The sequence below is a fragment of the Halomonas sp. G11 genome (genome assembly GCF_001663515.1).
Classification (GTDB): domain Bacteria; phylum Pseudomonadota; class Gammaproteobacteria; order Pseudomonadales; family Halomonadaceae; genus Vreelandella.
The window spans coordinates 102,673-117,551 of record NZ_LYXG01000001.1; the positions used below are offsets into that span (position 1 = coordinate 102,673).

The following is a 14,879-nucleotide window of genomic DNA, read 5'->3' on the forward strand; positions in this document are numbered from 1 at the left end:
TCTACCCCGATTACCTGAGTGGCAGCGCGCAATGGCGTTAACGATCGTCCATCATCCCGGTTATACGATTGATTTACCAGCTAACCACCCCTTTCCAATGGAGAAGTTTCGCGTCCTTCGCCAACAGCTTGGGGAGCAGGCGATGGCGACGCCAGTCGAGTGGCTGACCCCTCGGCCTGCCTGCATCGGCGCTTTGTCGCGCGTGCATACGCGAGCTTACCTTGACGCTTTTCTGAACGGTACGCTTGATCGTGCCGCTCAGCGCCGTAGTGGCTTTGTGTGGTCTGACGCCCTGGTCGAACGGGTAAGGTTGGAAACCGGTGGTACGCTGCTGTCATTAGAAGTCGCTTTGGCATCAGGACTTGCCTGCAACTCAGCTGGTGGTACCCATCACGCCCATGCTGATGCAGCAAGCGGTTATTGCTTGATTAATGACCTTGCCGTTGCGGCGGCTCACGCCCTGGCTCAAGGCTGGGTCGAGCGGGTGTTGATCGTCGATTGTGATGTTCACCAGGGCGATGGCACGGCGCGCCTCTTCGCTGGCGTGCCCGGCGTCTTTACGTTTTCAATGCATGCCGGGCGCAACTTTCCCGCCCGCAAGGCGAAAAGCGACCTGGATATCGCCCTTGCCAATGGCATGGAAGACGATGCCTATCTAGCGGTGCTGGCATCGCGATTGCCAGGGCTGCTGGCGGCCTATCAGCCAGACGTGGTGCTTTATGACGCCGGTGTGGATGTCCATCGGGATGACCGCCTGGGTTATCTGGCGCTGAGTGACAAAGGGCTGTATCAACGGGATGCCTATGTACTGGCATGCTGCCGAGAAGCTGACATTCCCGTCGCGGCGGTGATCGGTGGTGGCTATGATCGTGATATCGTCACGTTGGCAAAGCGCCACGCCCAGCTTCATCGAGCGGCGGCGGATGTGCTTGAACGTACCGGCGAATAGTAATGAAAAAATAGTAATGCAAAAGGAGGCAGGCATGCGCGCAATCTTTCTGGTGGATAACGGCTCCCTAAGGCCCCAGGCAACGCATAACTTGCGGCGTGTGGCGGCCTCTCTCAGCGAGCTCATGGGCGAGACCGTGCAGGCAGCCTCGCTGCTCCACTCCAACAAGATCCCCGCTGAAGAGGTGGACGGCATCCCCGCGATAACGCTGGGACCTGCTGCCGAGCGGGCGGCTGAGCAGGGCGCTGACGAGATTATCGTGCTGCCGTTCTTTTTCGGCCCCAGCAAGGCGCTGACCGGTTACCTGCCGGAACGGATGGCCGCCCTGCAGGAGCGTTTTCCTAACGTTAACGTGCGCGTGGCCCAGCCGCTGGTCGATGAACTGGGCGATAACGACCTGCGCCTTGCCGAGCTGTTGGCCGACAACGTTCGTGAGCAATCCGCATCAGGCCAAACGCCGAGGGTCGCGCTGGTGGATCATGGCAGCCCGATCCCTGACGTCACCGCCGTGCGCAACCGCCTGGCAGGCCAACTGAGTGTGCTGCTGGGCGATGACGCTGCCAGCGTCGTCGCCGCCTCTATGGAGCGTCGCGAGGGCGATGAGTACCGCTTTAACGAACCGCTGCTGGAAAATCTGCTGGATAGATCCGAATTTCACGCCGGGCCGGTGATCCTGGCGATGCTGTTTCTGTCACCCGGCCGCCACGCGGGAGAAGGCGGTGATATTGCCGAGATTTGCGCGGCGGCTGAACAGCGCCACCCAGGGTTGAGTGTCGTCTCCACCAAGCTGGTAGGTGAGCATCCTGGCATCGTCGATATCCTGCACACACGCCTGCGCCAAGCGCTTGATGGCGAACGCTTTCTGCTGGCACTGTCGGCCCCCGGCGACGCGGCACACTAGGCGATGGGTGTAACAGGGCTCAAGAGCGCGTAGAATCGCGGGCCTTTCGATGCGCACTCTACATACCTAGGGCCCAGATCTTGATCGCAACCGCTAATATCACCATGCAGTTCGGGGCCAAGCCCCTGTTTGAAAACGTCTCCGTCAAGTTCAACAACGGCAATCGCTACGGCCTGATTGGCGCCAATGGCTGCGGCAAATCCACCTTCATGAAGATTCTGGGTGGCGAGCTTGAGCCGACGTCCGGCCAGGTGATGCTGGATAGCAGCACGCGGCTGGGTAAGCTGCGCCAGGACCAGTTTGCGTTTGAAAACGAGCGTGTCATCGATACCGTGATCATGGGCAACGACGAGCTTTGGTCGGTCACCGCCGAGCGCGAGCGCATCTATTCCCTGGCGGAAATGAGCGAAGAAGACGGAATGGCGGTGGCGGATCTGGAAGTGCGCTTTGCCGAACTGGATGGCTACACTGCCGAAGCCCGTGCAGGCGAGCTGCTCCTTGGACTGGGCATTCCCATCGAACAGCATACCGGCCCGATGAGTGAGGTGTCGCCCGGCTGGAAACTGCGCGTGCTGCTGGCTCAGGCACTGTTTTCGGATCCGGATGTCCTGCTCCTCGACGAGCCCACCAACCATCTGGATATCAATACCATCCGCTGGCTGGAGGACATGCTCAAGGCGCGCAACAGCACCATGGTGATCATTTCCCACGACCGCCACTTCCTGAATAGCGTTTGCACCCACATGGCGGACCTGGATTACGGGGAAATCACCCTCTTCCCGGGTAACTACGACGACTACATGACCGCGGCGACGGCTGCGCGCGAGCGTCAGCACTCGGACAACGCCAAGAAAAAGGCCCAGATTGCCGAGCTGCAACAGTTTGTCAGCCGCTTCTCGGCTAACGCCTCGAAAGCCAAGCAGGCCACCTCGCGGGCGCGCCAGATCGACAAGATCAAGCTGGAAGATATCAAGCCTTCAAGCCGGGTTAGCCCCTTTATCCGCTTTGACCAGAATAAAAAGATCCACCGTAACGCGGTCAATGTGGACAACATCAGCAAAGGCTATAACGGCGAGAAACCGTTGTTTGAGCGGTTGTCGATGACCGTCGAAGCCGGTGAGCGGATCGCCATCATCGGGCCCAACGGCATTGGTAAAACGACCCTGCTGAAAACCCTGGGCGGCGAGTTGCACCCGGATGCCGGGGAAGTGAAGTGGACCGAAGCCGCCGAGCTTGGCGTGTTCGCTCAGGACCATACCGACGATTTTGCCGTGGATGCCACCCTGTTTGAATGGATGGGCCAGTGGACACAGGGCGGTGAGCAGGTGGTGCGCGGCGCGCTGGGGCGGATGCTGTTTTCCAGCGACGACATCGATAAATCGGTCAAGGTGATTTCCGGCGGCGAGCAAGGGCGCATGCTGTTCGGTAAGTTAATCCTCACTCAGCCCAATGTGCTGCTGATGGACGAGCCGACCAACCACCTGGATATGGAGTCCATCGAGGCGCTGAACCTGGCCCTGGAAAACTACCCGGGTACCCTGCTGTTCGTCAGCCATGACCGCGAGTTCGTGTCGTCGCTGGCCACGCGCATTATCGATATGCAGCCGGAGGGCATCGTCGACTTCAGCGGCAGCTACGACGATTACCTACGCAGCCAGGGCGTTGCCTGATCCGCTCGGGAGGCGCTAGCCAATAATGCGTTCGAAGGTGGCGTCGGTGGCAGGTTCACGGTCGCCATCCAGCATGTCGCCGGTAAACAGCGTCTGCATTTCTTTGGCCAGTGCCACATAGACATGCATCTGTTGATTGCGGCGCTTGCGCAGCGGTGGTTTCACCAGCAGGCTGATGCCCTTGATCGGCTCGTGGGTTTCATTGCGTAGCAGGTCGGGCATTTCCCCGGGCGGAAACGCGTTGGCGATAGTGATGGGGTTCGTGGGTTGCTCGCCGGCGATGTGAAAGACCTTCTTGATCGGGTCGAACGTCGCCTCCTTTTCGCGCAGCCACTCGGCAAGGCGCTGATCGGTATGCTCATCGGGTTTCGAAAAAATCACGAACAACGAGTGCTGGGCCACTTTGCCGGAGTGCTTTGCTGATGAGGAGGATGTTTCCTCGGGCGGTGGCGGTGAAGTGGCTTCATGGGAGGGGCGTTCCTCCGTGAAAGCGGCAGTGTCTATCGGCGGTTGACGACGCTGCCGCATGACATAAATGAACAGCGCCAGGGCAGTTAGCGCTAATACGATAGAGCCGATTGCCAGTAGGGTGACTAAAGGTATTGTCTCCATGGTGTTTTTATCCTTTTACGCGCTAATTGCGGGTTAATTGCGTCGCCAAATGGTCGCATTGAGGCAAAGTGCCAGCGCCACCCAAAGGGCATAGGGCACCATTAACCACGCTGCTAATGCGCTTACCTTAGCAAAAACAATGATGGCAAGCATGATCAGCATCAGTAGTAGTGCGATATCGCCAAGTGCGGCGGCTATTTGCTTACGGCCAAAAAACAGCCACGACCAGGCGGCATTTGCCATCAGTTGGAGGGCATAAACGGTCAAGCCAGCGGTGCGCCAGGCCGAGTCGTCTGCCATGTAGATGCGCCACGCGGCAATCGCCATCAAAAGGTAAAGAATGCCCCAGGCAATGGGAAACGCGATATCCGGCGGTGTCCAGGCGGGTTTGTTGAGCTCGCGGTACCAGCTATCGGGCCTGAACCGTGCCCCGGTGCTGGCGGTAATGCCCACCAGGGCCAGCGATATCAGTAAAGCGAATAGCGAAGGGAGCATTCATCACCTGTGTTTCAAACGTAAGAATCAACAGCCTAGCAGCGTTTTGCCATCGTTAGACACAAAAAAAGCACCACCGAAGTGATGCTTTTCATTATTAAGCGGCTCTTTTTAAGGTCGCCACTTAGTCCATGCGGTCGTAACCATTATTCATGAACGGGTAGTCGGTATAGCCTTTCTCGTCACCGCCGTAGAAGGTCTCGTGGTCGGGCTCAGTGAGAGTGGCGTTCACACGGAAGCGTTCGGGCAGATCCGGATTGGCAATGTAAGGACGGCCAAAGGCCACGGCATCGGTGGTATTTTCGCTGATGCGCGCTTCGGCATGCGCGGCATCGTAGTTACCGCAGTAAATCAGACGACCGCTGAAGCGCTCGCGCATCTGCTCGCGGAAGCCAGCAGGGAACTGAATGTCGCCCCCGGCCCAGTTGGGCTCGTTCAGGTGCAGGTAAGCCAGGCCACGCTTGGAAAGCTGATCGGCCATGTAGAACGCCATGGCTTCCGGCTCATCGTCGGTCAGGCCAAACAGCTCGATAAACGGCGTCATGCGAATGCCCACCCGGTCTGCGCCGTAAACGTCGATGACGGCGTCGACCACTTCCAGCGGGAAGCGCGCCCGGTTTTCCAGCGAGCCGCCATACTGGTCGGTACGCTTATTGGTGCCGGTAGCCAGGAACTGGTTCAACAGGTAGGCGTTGGCTGCGTGAACCTCGACCATGTCAAAGCCAGCCCGCTTGGCGCGCTCAGCCGCCTGGCGATAGTCTTCGATGATACCCGGGAGTTCGTCGGTTTCCAGCGCACGGGGTGTGCTGGTGGGATGCTGACCGGCGGTGCCGTCTTCAAACTCAACGAAACACTGGGCACCTTCGCCTCTCAGCGCGCTGGGCGCGACCGGTTGCTGGCCATTGGGCTGAACCATTTCGTGGGAAACGCGCCCAACGTGCCATAGTTGCAATGCCATTCGCCCGCCTTTGGCGTGCACCGCATCAACCACGCCTTTCCAGCCGGCTTCCTGCGCGTCGGTCCAGATGCCGGGGGTATACACATAGCCGCGTGCCGTAGGCGAGATATTGGTCGCTTCGCTGATAATCAAGCCAGCACCGGCGCGCTGACCGTAATAAGCCTCCTGCATCTTGCCCGGTACGCTGTCTGGGGTGCGTGCCCGGGTCAGCGGCGCCATGATCACCCGGTTAGGGATCGACAGGCTGCCAAGCTGCGTGGCAGCGAGAAGCGTTTCGTAAGCCATTAAACAAACTCCTTTTGAACTCTGAGGATGAGCAGTGGCCGACAGAATAGACCAGTTTACTAGTAAATGCCAGCTGATATGCGATGATATGTCTTTATGGGGAGTTTTCGGCAAAACAAAACGCAGCAGAGTCAATCAGGTGGGTGAGCTTAAAGAGGGCTAGCCTCGCTGCAAAGGTTATCGATAGCGCATTTATAAGGCGGGTACCAACCGCCCGATAATTGCATTTGCAGGTACCGTTCTACATCATAAGACTAACTTAAAAATATAAGGCCTTCCTAAGTGCTATATGATGCCAACCAAGCGCCTGAGCAAGCAGCATGCCACCTAAACTCCCCATTAACATAGATGACTTACTTCACCACCGAACGGTGGAAAGTGAACGCATTGAATACAAGGAAGGCTGGAACCCTGAAACCATCCTGCATACCCTCTGCGCGTTCGCTAATGACTTCCATAACTTGGGTGGCGGCTATGTACTGGTGGGTGTTGCCGAAAAGAATGGCCAGCCGCAGCTTCCGCCTGCCGGTCTATCACCCGAGCACATCGATGCCATCCAAAAAGAGCTGCTGAATCTGGGACATTCGGCCATTGCACCGCCGTATCATCCACTAACCGCCACCTATGAGATTCAAGGCAAGACGATCCTGGTGCTGTGGGCCCCAGGCGGAGAAACACGCCCTTATAAAGCTAAAACCAGCTTGAGCAAGAAGAGTGATTGGGCCTATTACCTGCGTAAACATACCAGCACGGTAAAAGCATCGGGCCAGGATGAGCGCGAGCTGTTAAGTTTGGCGGCAACCGTGCCCTTTGATGATCGCTATCGCCAAACCGCGGATTTAAGTGATCTTTCGCCCTACTTGATGCGTGACTTTCTCCACGAGGTTGACAGCGAATTGGCGGCTGAAGCCCGCGAATTGGATATTGAAACCTTGGGTCGCCGAATGAACGTGGTCGGTGGGCCAAGCGAAATGGCATTCCCAAAAAATGTGGGTTTGTTGTTTTTTAATGAACAACCCGAACAGTTTTTCCCAGCCACTCAGATAGATGTGGTGTATTTTCCAGACGGTGCCGGGGGCGACCACTTTGAAGAGAAGGTTTTCAAGGGGCCGTTAGGGCGTATAACTCGAGATGCCTTGGACTACATCAATCGCAACTATCTAAAAGAGGGGGTAATCAAGCATTCTGATCGCCCACAGGCTGAGCGTTTCTGGAATTTTCCGCTATCTGCTATTGAAGAGGCGGTAGTAAATGCGGTGTACCATCGTTCCTATGAAATTCGTGAACCCATTGAAATCCGTATCGATGGTCAAGAACTTGTGGTGCTCAGCTTTCCAGGGCCAGACCGCTCTATTCGGTTGCAAGACCTGCAAGCGGGTAAAGCAGTCAGCCGCCGCTATCGCAACCGGCGTATTGGCGAGTTTCTCAAGGAGTTGGATTTAACCGAAGGTCGTTCAACGGGCGTGCCTAAAATTCTTCGAGTGATGAAGGCGAACGGTTCTCCAGCGCCGGTGTTCGAAACCGACGATGAGCGCAGCTACTTTTTGATTCGCTTACCCGTTCATAAAGGGTTTTTGGTAGATGAGGGCATAGCCTCTGTAGCAACTAAGCAAGTAACCGAACAAGTAACCGAACAAGTAACCGAACAAGTAATGCGGTTATTGCAAGCTCTGCTTGAAGAGCCAAAGAGCACTAAAGCACTTCTTGAGGCGTTATCACTCACGCATCGCCCCACGTTTTTACAAAATTATTTACAACCGGCATTGGCACTGACATTGATTGAAATGACGCAACCTGACTCGCCGCGTAGTCCAACCCAGAAATATCGATTAACAGACCTGGGTAAGCAAGTACTCGCCACCAAGGACACGCATCAATAAACACTGACCCCATGCTCGCTCAAATACACCTCGTCCACGGCCAACGCCGTTTAACCGGGGTGTCGATGTGCTGGAGCGCGGCGCTGAGCGGCAACATGATCGCGCTGAGCTGGCGGTGGCAGACGGCGCTGCTGAGCACCCCGGGGCACTGTCTGAGCAACAGCTCGCACTGCTGTGAGGCGATGTATAGCTGTTCGCTAACGGCGGGGGCAAACAACGGTTTTGCCTGTTGGCAGCAGTGGGTGAGCTCGCGGGATAGCATCGAGAGCATGCCGGTATCCAGCCAGCAGGGAAGCGGGTCGTCCAGGCGTCCGGCAATGGAGTGCTGGACGGCTTCAAACGAGGTGCGCAAGAACATGATGGTGTGGCGAAGCTGCCGCTGCTCGCTGTTCATGGTAATAACCTAACACTGTCGCCAATGGTTAAATGCGAAAAATAGTAGTTCTCATTTGTGGTGACGATAGCGCTAGTCAATCAGCCTGTCAATGCAGCGGCTATAAGGGGCCGCTTTCAGGCTGAATTAGTCGCCTGGTAAAGCTGCCAGTCGTTAGTGGTCAGTGGCTTGGCGCCCCGCTCGGTGACGACCACCGTATCGCTGAGCCCGACGCCCCATTGCCCCGGCACTCGCAGGCAAAGCGGCAGGTGAAAGACCATGTTGGCCTCAAACTGACGCCTTTGCCCCTGGGCGATATAGCCGGTGCCTTCCACCCAACTGGGTGGAAACTGCGCGCCCACGGCATAACCAAACACGCCTGAGAAAAACAGCTGGTCGCGCTGAGGTGCCAGCAACGCATCGGCAGCCTGGGCGGCATCGTCAAAGGTGTTGCCAGGGCGCATGGCGGAGCACAAGGCCTCAAACATCGAACGGCACAGGTCACGGGTGGCGGAAAGCGCGGAACTGGGTGTGCCGGTGACCGCCGTGCGCATCATGGGCGCGGTATAGCGCTGATAGGCGGCGCCGAACTCCAGAAAGACAGGTTCATCAGGCTGAATAATGCGCCGTTTGTGATTGACGTGAATCACGCCGATACGATGCCCACTGGTCACAATCGGCTGCAGGCTCATAAACTCGCTGCCGTTTTCCAGCAGCGCCTTGGCGCCTACGGCGGCGATATCGTTGTCGGTCATGCCGGGGCGAATAACCTGCATGGCGGCCTCCAAGCCGGCGGCGGTGATGCGGGCACTTTCCCGCAGCATGTCGAGCTCGGCGGCGCTTTTCACAATCCGGACCGCATCCAGCAGGTCGCCCGCCTCGCAGAAGCGTTCCTTGCCCACCGCGTCGGCGAGGGCGTGCATGACCCCCACGCGCAGCCCGCTACTCCAGCCATCGATACCGATGCGCTGGCAGTTGGCAAGCAGGTCGGCCAGGGGCGTGAGAATTTCGTCCGCGTTTTCCCAGCGATAGCCAATGATCTCGTCCACGCGTGCGGTGACAACCGCTGCGCCGGTTTCAATCGAGGCGACTTGAAGCACCAGGCGCTCCGGTGTGCACACCAGGCACGCATGTACCGAGACCTCGAAGGTGTGGTAGCCGGTCAGGTAATTGATATCGGCGGGATCGGTCAGCAGCAGCGCATCGACCCCACGGCTCGCCATCGCGCGGCGCACCTTGTCCAGGCGCGCCTGATATTCGCCGTGCGGAAAGGGCAGTTCACTCTGGGCGAGTGTCTCGGCCAGGGCTTCGCGGTAGTGATGATAATCCATGGCGACCTCCAACATTAGGTAGGGTCAGTATAGGAGCCAACCACCGGAATGCACCCGCTAACCTGTACGACAGAACGGCCACACCTGGTAAAACTTGCGGCACTGGAATTCCGCCTCGCAGCTGTTGAGTTGCGACTGGTAGCGGCTGGCCCGGGTGGCCACCTGCCTGGCCGCTCGCTGTACGGCAGGTTTACCCCGGTAGCTGCCGCGTTGGTAGCCGCCCGCGCCTTCGTGATAGGCCAGATAAAGATGTTCGGGATTGCTCAGTGAAATACCGGTTTGTGCCCGGGTGCGCTGGTTGTACCAGCCGATAAAGTCGGTGGCATGCTTCATGTGTGTGCGGCGAGCAAACAGGCTGCCAGCCTGATCCTCGTATTCGCCCCACACCGGGTCTTGCGCCTGGGCGTAACCCTTGGCGGAGGACGGTCGCGGGCCCGGGATAAAGCCCAGGTAGTATTTGCGATCCGGACGGACGTGGCTGCGAAACGACGACTCTTGCTGGATGAACGACATCTGCGTGGCAATGGGCGTTCCCCACCGCTCCTGGGATTCCCGGGCGTAGTCGTACCAGGTCGGCTGCTCGCGGAAAATTTCGCAGATATTGCTTTGATCCTGGGGCGGGTTGGGCGCGAAGGTGGCGCAGCCCGAGAGCACCAGCACCAAGGCGAGCGCTACCCAGAAGCGGAGCGTCGGTAGCGCCGACGTATTTAGGCGAAAGCCATCAACAACAGGGCGATGCATGAAAGGCGTCCTTGTGAATAAATGATTGTCGATAATGCGCTGTGGATAAGTATTGAAAAGTCTGTGGGTAAATCACCTGGGGCGTGGTTCAGCCATTAGCGCAACAAAGCCTCTAGACAGCGACGCAGGCGTTGGGCTTCACGCACTAATGTTTCTCCCGAGAGCATCCCCACACCCATCACCAGGCCAACCCTTGGATCGTGCTTGGCGCATACCGGACTCAGCGGGCGCACTACCAAATGTTCTTTCAATAATGTCTGGGCGATCTGTACATCGTTGATGCCCGGCTCAAACTCGATGCAAAGACTGATGGCACTGCTCGGCATTGAAACACTGCGCACCTGTGGCAGGGTGCGCAACTGATCATGCAGCACCTGCTGGCGGCCTAAGTAATCGCGCTGAATACGGTGGCACCAGGTATCCAGGTCGCCGTCAAACATGAACTGCGCCAGTACGGCTTGATCCAGCATGCGGCCTTCGCGGAACAGTTCACTGCGCAGGCGGTTCATCGGTTCGGCCAGGTGCCGGGGGACCACCAGATAGCCCAGGCGCAGCCCAGGGAACATCATCTTGGAAAACGAACCAACCAGCAAGTGGCGCTCGGAACGCGGGTCGAAGAGGAGGTTGGCGTGGTCGTCTCGGTTAAACTCGTAATCGTCCTCAATTACGTAGGTGGGCGATAAGGCATCGCAGAGGCGGCGCTTATGCTCGGCGTTAGTGGGTACGCTGAGTGGGTAATGATGAGAGCCGGTCAGATAGACCAGGGGGCTCGCATTTAGCGCGCTGGGCAGCCGATGGCCCTCGTCAGGCCGCCACGGCAGCATTTCAATCGTAAGCCCTGCGGCGCTGAACACATTGCGCGCTCCCCAGTAGCAGGGTGATTCAATGGCAACGCTATCCCCCACGTCTGCAAGCGCCATGGCGCATAGCTCAATGCCATTATGGGTACCGTCAGTGATAATGATTTGTTCAGTATCGCAGTGAACCTTGCGCCAGCGTGCCAGAAAATCGCGAATCGCTCGCTTGAGCGGGCCATAGCCGCCGGTGGAGTAAGACAGCAGAAGGGCGTTCTGCGGCACCGTCACGCTCGCATAAAGCTGACGCCACTTGCGCATCGGGAACTGGGCGATGTCGGGAATGCCGGGGACGAAGGACCCGTTTTGAATCATGCTGGCGCCGGGGCCACTCAATACGCGCTGGGCACGCTCGGAAAGGTGGAGGCGGGTTGGCACTTGGGTCGCCGCGGCCACGGGCTTGTTGGTCCAGGTGCCCTGCCCATGGGCCGTTTGCAGCAATTGTTCATCGAGCAGTGTCTTGATGGCCTGGGCCAGGGTTTGGCGGGCCACCCCCACGGTGCTTGCCAGGGCACGGTGAGAGGGTAGACGAAGCCCGGTGGGCCACTGTCGGGTAATCGCCTGACGCAGCGCCAATTCAATGCGTACCTGCTTGCTTAGCTGCTGTGGCTGGTGGGCATACAGATGGGCAAAGTGGTGCAAAGCCTCCTTATGGTCCATCTTGAAGGTCTCCTGTTGTGCGTTAAGGCGGCTATTACCGGGCTGTGCAACGAAAGTCGCCGATATAGCCTGCACCTATTCGGTGCATTGGAATAGTGGTCTAGTCGAAATCCGAAGTGGTCCACTCGCGTTGTGTCTGCCGCCTGCTAGCGTGCGCTTATACTGTTTTTGACAGGCTTCAGAAACCGCGCCTCAGAGCGCTGATGACAACCTCCAATAAATTGCAGGACTCTGTGTTATGACAACGTCTTCTTCAGAACAAGCCAAGCTCGTCCGGGTGTTGGCCCGCGGTGACGTATTAGCCCTGGCATTTGGTGCCATGATCGGTTGGGGCTGGATTGTCCTCACCGGCACCGCGATTCAGTCGGCTGGCAGTGTAGGGGCCATTCTAGCTTTTATTATCGGCGGGTTAGCGATTGTACTCGTTGGCCTGACCTATGCGGAGCTGGCCTCGGCCATGCCTAAAGTCGGCGGCGAGCATGTCTACAGCTACCGGGCGCTTGGCCATTGGCCGTCTTTCTTCTGTACCTGGGCCATCATATTGGGCTATTTGAGCGTGGTCGCGTTCGAGGCGGTGGCCTTGCCGACAGTGGTAGAACACCTGGCGCCGAATTACGCGGTGGGGCATTTGTGGACTATCGCCGGGTGGGAAGTCAAAGCCACCTGGGTCGCGGTTGGCGTGGGCGGCTCGATTGCCATGATGATCATCAACTACTTCGGGGTAAGTACCGCCGCACTGCTGCAGAAAGTCGTCACTAGCGTCATTCTGTTAGTCGGGGTGATGTTCGTCACCGGCTCGCTGTTTGAGGGTAACACCGCCAATATGATGCCGCTGTTTTCGCAGTCTGAAGGCAGTGTCATGGCGGGTGTCATAGCGGTCATCGTAATGGTGCCGTTTCTGTTTGTCGGCTTTGATGTCATCCCCCAGGCCGCGGAAGAGATCAACCTGCCTTACAAGGCAATCGGCAAGGTGCTGATGGTGTCGGTGATTCTGGCCGTGGTGTGGTACTCGCTGATTATTCTGGCCACCAGCCTGGCCCTGGATAGCGACGCGATCGCCGCCAGTTCGCTCAGCGTACCCGATGCCATGGAACGTCTATTTAATGCGTCCTGGGCCGGTAACCTGATGGTAATGGCCGGTATTGCGGGTATCATTACCAGTTGGAACGCTTTCTACATTGGTGGCTCGCGGGCCATTTATGCGCTTGCCAATGCGGGCATGTTGCCTGCCACGTTCGCCAAGCTGCACCCGCGCTACAAAACGCCCACCAACGCAATCTTTCTGATGGGCTTTCTCTCCTGCCTGGCGCCGCTGTTCGGTCGTCCTGCGCTTGTGTGGATCGTCAACGCGGGAGGCTTGGGGATCGTACTGGCGTACCTGTTTGTGGCGGTGTCTTTCATGGTCTTGCGCGTACGCGAGCCTGATATGCCTCGTCCTTTCAAGGTGAGCAACGGCAAGCTGTGCGGCACGCTGGCGATCATTCTGTCCTTCGGCATGGCGTGCCTCTATCTACCGGGCAGCCCGGCAGCGTTGGGCGTTGCGGAATGGACGATCTTTGCCGTTTGGGTATTGCTCGGTATCGGTCTGTATATGCACGCGCTGCGTACCTATGGGCGTGACTATAGCGATCGCCATATGCGAGCGGATCTATAAACCTTAGCCAAGTCGTCGAGATATGTTTTCAAGACCAAGGCTTTTCAGGAGCAATGTATGAGCTTTATCGAACAGTGGTTGCATGATGGCGTACCTGCCTTGGTGGGCGGCGAATGGCGCAAGGGCCAGCAGACCTTCGTGGTGGATAACCCCGCCACCGGCGAGACAATCGCCCAGGTGGCCGATTTGGGCGCTGACGATACCCGTGATGCCGTGGCGGCCGCCTACGAGGCCGGGCCCGCCTGGCGCGCGACACCGGCAAAACAGCGCTCGGCCTTGTTGCGCCGCTGGTTTGAGCTGATCCATGAGCACGCCGATGACCTGGCCCGCCTGATGACCCTGGAGCAGGGCAAGCCGCTGGCGGAAGCCAAGGGCGAAGTCGTCTACGGCGCCTCCTTCATTGAGTTCTTTGCCGAAGAAGCCAAGCGCATGGCCGGGGAAACCCTGCCCAGCCACGGCGCGGACAAGCGCCTGCTGGTGCTGCGCGAGCCGGTCGGCGTGGTCGCCGCCATCACCCCGTGGAACTTTCCGCTGGCGATGATTACCCGCAAGTGCGCCCCGGCCCTGGCCGCAGGCTGCACCGTGGTCATCAAGCCCGCCGAAGCCACGCCGCTCACCGCCCTGGCGGCAGCGTACTTGGCGCTGGAAGCGGGCTTGCCGACGGGCACCATCAATGTGGTGACGGCATCGAAACCGGCAGCGGTGGGTGAGGTACTGACTACTGATCCGCGGGTGCGCAAAGTCTCGTTTACCGGCTCTACCCCGGTGGGCAAGCACTTGCTTGCCCAGTGTGCCAGCACGGTTAAGAAAACCGCCATGGAACTGGGCGGTAACGCGCCCTTTATCGTCTTTGACGACGCCGATATCGATGCCGCCGTGGATGGCGCCATAGCGTCTAAATTCCGTAACACCGGGCAGACCTGTGTGTGCACCAATCGCTTCCTGGTGCAGGACGGTATTTATGAGGCGTTCGTCAGCAAGCTCACCGAGCGTGTCCAGGCCCTCCAAGTTGGCGATGGCCTGACCGAGGGCAGCGTTATTGGCCCGCTGATCAACCAGGCGGCAGTCGACAAAGTTCAGAGCCATGTAGACGACGCCTTGAGCCAAGGCGCGCGGCTGCTTTGCGGTGGTAAGCCTCACGCCGCTGGCGAGCGCTTTTTTACGCCCACGGTGCTGGCGGACATGACCACCCAAATGGCCGCGGCCGGTGAAGAGACCTTTGGCCCGGTCGCACCGGTGTTCCGCTTCCAGCGCGATGAAGAGGCGATCCAGATGGCCAACGACACGCCCTTTGGTCTGGCGGCTTACTTCTACGCCACCGACTACCGCCGCATCTGGCATACCATGGAGCAGTTGGAGTACGGCATGGTCGGCGTCAACGAAGGGCTGATCTCAACCGAGCTGGCGCCGTTCGGCGGCGTGAAAGAGTCCGGGCTGGGCCGTGAAGGCTCGCACCATGGTCTGGATGAGTTCACCGAGCTCAAGTACGTCTGCGTAGGCGGCTTGTAAGTCAGCA

The 14,879-nt window shown here is 58.4% G+C and carries 13 protein-coding genes; 6 read left to right on the plus strand and 7 right to left on the minus strand.

What is annotated here, in order from left to right; all coding sequences use genetic code 11:
* The first annotated feature begins 31 nt into the window (after positions 1 to 31).
* The 3 genes from ADS46_RS00445 to ADS46_RS00455 all read left to right on the plus strand — a co-directional run bounded on the left by ADS46_RS00445 (position 32) and on the right by ADS46_RS00455 (position 3,520).
* The gene (locus ADS46_RS00445; RefSeq protein WP_066314771.1) at positions 32 to 949 is read left to right on the plus strand and encodes a histone deacetylase; all 918 of its coding nucleotides are present in this window, start codon (positions 32 to 34) and stop codon (positions 947 to 949) included.
* Between the two features lie 34 nt (positions 950 to 983).
* On the plus strand, positions 984 to 1,850 hold the full coding sequence (locus ADS46_RS00450) for a sirohydrochlorin chelatase (protein WP_066314773.1): 867 nt from the start codon (positions 984 to 986) through the stop codon (positions 1,848 to 1,850).
* A gap of 80 nt (positions 1,851 to 1,930) precedes the next feature.
* The gene (locus ADS46_RS00455) at positions 1,931 to 3,520 is read left to right on the plus strand and encodes an ABC-F family ATPase (RefSeq protein ID WP_066314775.1); all 1,590 of its coding nucleotides are present in this window, start codon (positions 1,931 to 1,933) and stop codon (positions 3,518 to 3,520) included.
* A gap of 15 nt (positions 3,521 to 3,535) precedes the next feature.
* On the opposite strand, the gene ADS46_RS00460 is transcribed toward ADS46_RS00455, so the two are convergent.
* The 3 genes from ADS46_RS00460 to ADS46_RS00470 all read right to left on the minus strand — a co-directional run bounded on the left by ADS46_RS00460 (position 3,536) and on the right by ADS46_RS00470 (position 5,870).
* Positions 3,536 to 4,132: a cell division protein ZipA C-terminal FtsZ-binding domain-containing protein gene (locus tag ADS46_RS00460; protein ID WP_066314778.1), complete on the minus strand. Its 597-nt coding sequence runs from the start codon at positions 4,130 to 4,132 to the stop codon at positions 3,536 to 3,538.
* Positions 4,133 to 4,165: 33 nt separating this feature from the next.
* On the minus strand, positions 4,166 to 4,627 hold the full coding sequence (locus tag ADS46_RS00465; protein WP_066314780.1) for a TspO/MBR family protein: 462 nt from the start codon (positions 4,625 to 4,627) through the stop codon (positions 4,166 to 4,168).
* A 124-nt stretch (positions 4,628 to 4,751) separates the two neighbouring features.
* Positions 4,752 to 5,870 carry an alkene reductase gene (locus ADS46_RS00470; RefSeq protein ID WP_066314782.1) on the minus strand — a complete coding sequence of 373 codons (1,119 nt, stop codon included), beginning with the start codon at positions 5,868 to 5,870 and terminating at the stop codon, positions 4,752 to 4,754.
* Positions 5,871 to 6,190: 320 nt separating this feature from the next.
* Between ADS46_RS00470 and ADS46_RS00475 the strand changes: the two genes are divergently transcribed.
* Positions 6,191 to 7,750, plus strand: a complete 1,560-nt coding sequence (locus tag ADS46_RS00475) for a Fic family protein (RefSeq protein ID WP_066314784.1) — start codon at positions 6,191 to 6,193, stop codon at positions 7,748 to 7,750.
* A 19-nt stretch (positions 7,751 to 7,769) separates the two neighbouring features.
* Here the strand turns inward: ADS46_RS00475 and ADS46_RS00480 are convergent, their stop codons facing one another.
* From ADS46_RS00480 to ADS46_RS00495, 4 genes are all read right to left on the minus strand, one after another.
* Complete coding sequence (locus ADS46_RS00480; protein ID WP_066314785.1) at positions 7,770 to 8,144, minus strand: hypothetical protein; 375 nt, start codon at positions 8,142 to 8,144, stop codon at positions 7,770 to 7,772.
* A gap of 116 nt (positions 8,145 to 8,260) precedes the next feature.
* Positions 8,261 to 9,454 carry a M24 family metallopeptidase gene (locus tag ADS46_RS00485; protein ID WP_066314794.1) on the minus strand — a complete coding sequence of 398 codons (1,194 nt, stop codon included), beginning with the start codon at positions 9,452 to 9,454 and terminating at the stop codon, positions 8,261 to 8,263.
* 57 nt (positions 9,455 to 9,511) lie between these two features.
* Positions 9,512 to 10,195, minus strand: a complete 684-nt coding sequence (locus ADS46_RS00490; RefSeq protein ID WP_066314796.1) for a lysozyme-like domain containing protein — start codon at positions 10,193 to 10,195, stop codon at positions 9,512 to 9,514.
* A gap of 95 nt (positions 10,196 to 10,290) precedes the next feature.
* A complete protein-coding gene (locus ADS46_RS00495) occupies positions 10,291 to 11,709 on the minus strand; it encodes a PLP-dependent aminotransferase family protein (protein ID WP_066314798.1) in 1,419 nt (472 codons plus the stop codon).
* Between the two features lie 238 nt (positions 11,710 to 11,947).
* Between ADS46_RS00495 and ADS46_RS00500 the strand changes: the two genes are divergently transcribed.
* Positions 11,948 to 13,363 (plus strand): APC family permease, encoded by a 1,416-nt coding sequence (locus ADS46_RS00500; RefSeq protein ID WP_066314801.1) that lies wholly within the window; start codon positions 11,948 to 11,950, stop codon positions 13,361 to 13,363.
* A gap of 57 nt (positions 13,364 to 13,420) precedes the next feature.
* Positions 13,421 to 14,872, plus strand: a complete 1,452-nt coding sequence (locus ADS46_RS00505) for an NAD-dependent succinate-semialdehyde dehydrogenase (RefSeq protein WP_066314804.1) — start codon at positions 13,421 to 13,423, stop codon at positions 14,870 to 14,872.
* Positions 14,873 to 14,879: the final 7 nt, after the last annotated feature.

What these genes read in the sequence shown, in the direction of transcription:
- ADS46_RS00445 (WP_066314771.1), top strand. Translation starts at nt 32, where the DNA reads ATGGCGTTAACGATCGTCCATCATCCCGGTTATACGATTGATTTACCA.
- ADS46_RS00450 (WP_066314773.1), top strand. Translation starts at nt 984, where the DNA reads ATGCGCGCAATCTTTCTGGTGGATAACGGCTCCCTAAGGCCCCAGGCA.
- ADS46_RS00460 (WP_066314778.1), bottom strand. Translation starts at nt 4,132, where the DNA reads ATGGAGACAATACCTTTAGTCACCCTACTGGCAATCGGCTCTATCGTA.
- ADS46_RS00465 (WP_066314780.1), bottom strand. Translation starts at nt 4,627, where the DNA reads ATGCTCCCTTCGCTATTCGCTTTACTGATATCGCTGGCCCTGGTGGGC.
- ADS46_RS00470 (WP_066314782.1), bottom strand. Translation starts at nt 5,870, where the DNA reads ATGGCTTACGAAACGCTTCTCGCTGCCACGCAGCTTGGCAGCCTGTCG.
- ADS46_RS00475 (WP_066314784.1), top strand. Translation starts at nt 6,191, where the DNA reads ATGCCACCTAAACTCCCCATTAACATAGATGACTTACTTCACCACCGA.
- ADS46_RS00480 (WP_066314785.1), bottom strand. Translation starts at nt 8,144, where the DNA reads ATGAACAGCGAGCAGCGGCAGCTTCGCCACACCATCATGTTCTTGCGC.
- ADS46_RS00485 (WP_066314794.1), bottom strand. Translation starts at nt 9,454, where the DNA reads ATGGATTATCATCACTACCGCGAAGCCCTGGCCGAGACACTCGCCCAG.
- ADS46_RS00490 (WP_066314796.1), bottom strand. Translation starts at nt 10,195, where the DNA reads ATGCATCGCCCTGTTGTTGATGGCTTTCGCCTAAATACGTCGGCGCTA.
- ADS46_RS00495 (WP_066314798.1), bottom strand. Translation starts at nt 11,709, where the DNA reads ATGGACCATAAGGAGGCTTTGCACCACTTTGCCCATCTGTATGCCCAC.
- ADS46_RS00500 (WP_066314801.1), top strand. Translation starts at nt 11,948, where the DNA reads ATGACAACGTCTTCTTCAGAACAAGCCAAGCTCGTCCGGGTGTTGGCC.
- ADS46_RS00505 (WP_066314804.1), top strand. Translation starts at nt 13,421, where the DNA reads ATGAGCTTTATCGAACAGTGGTTGCATGATGGCGTACCTGCCTTGGTG.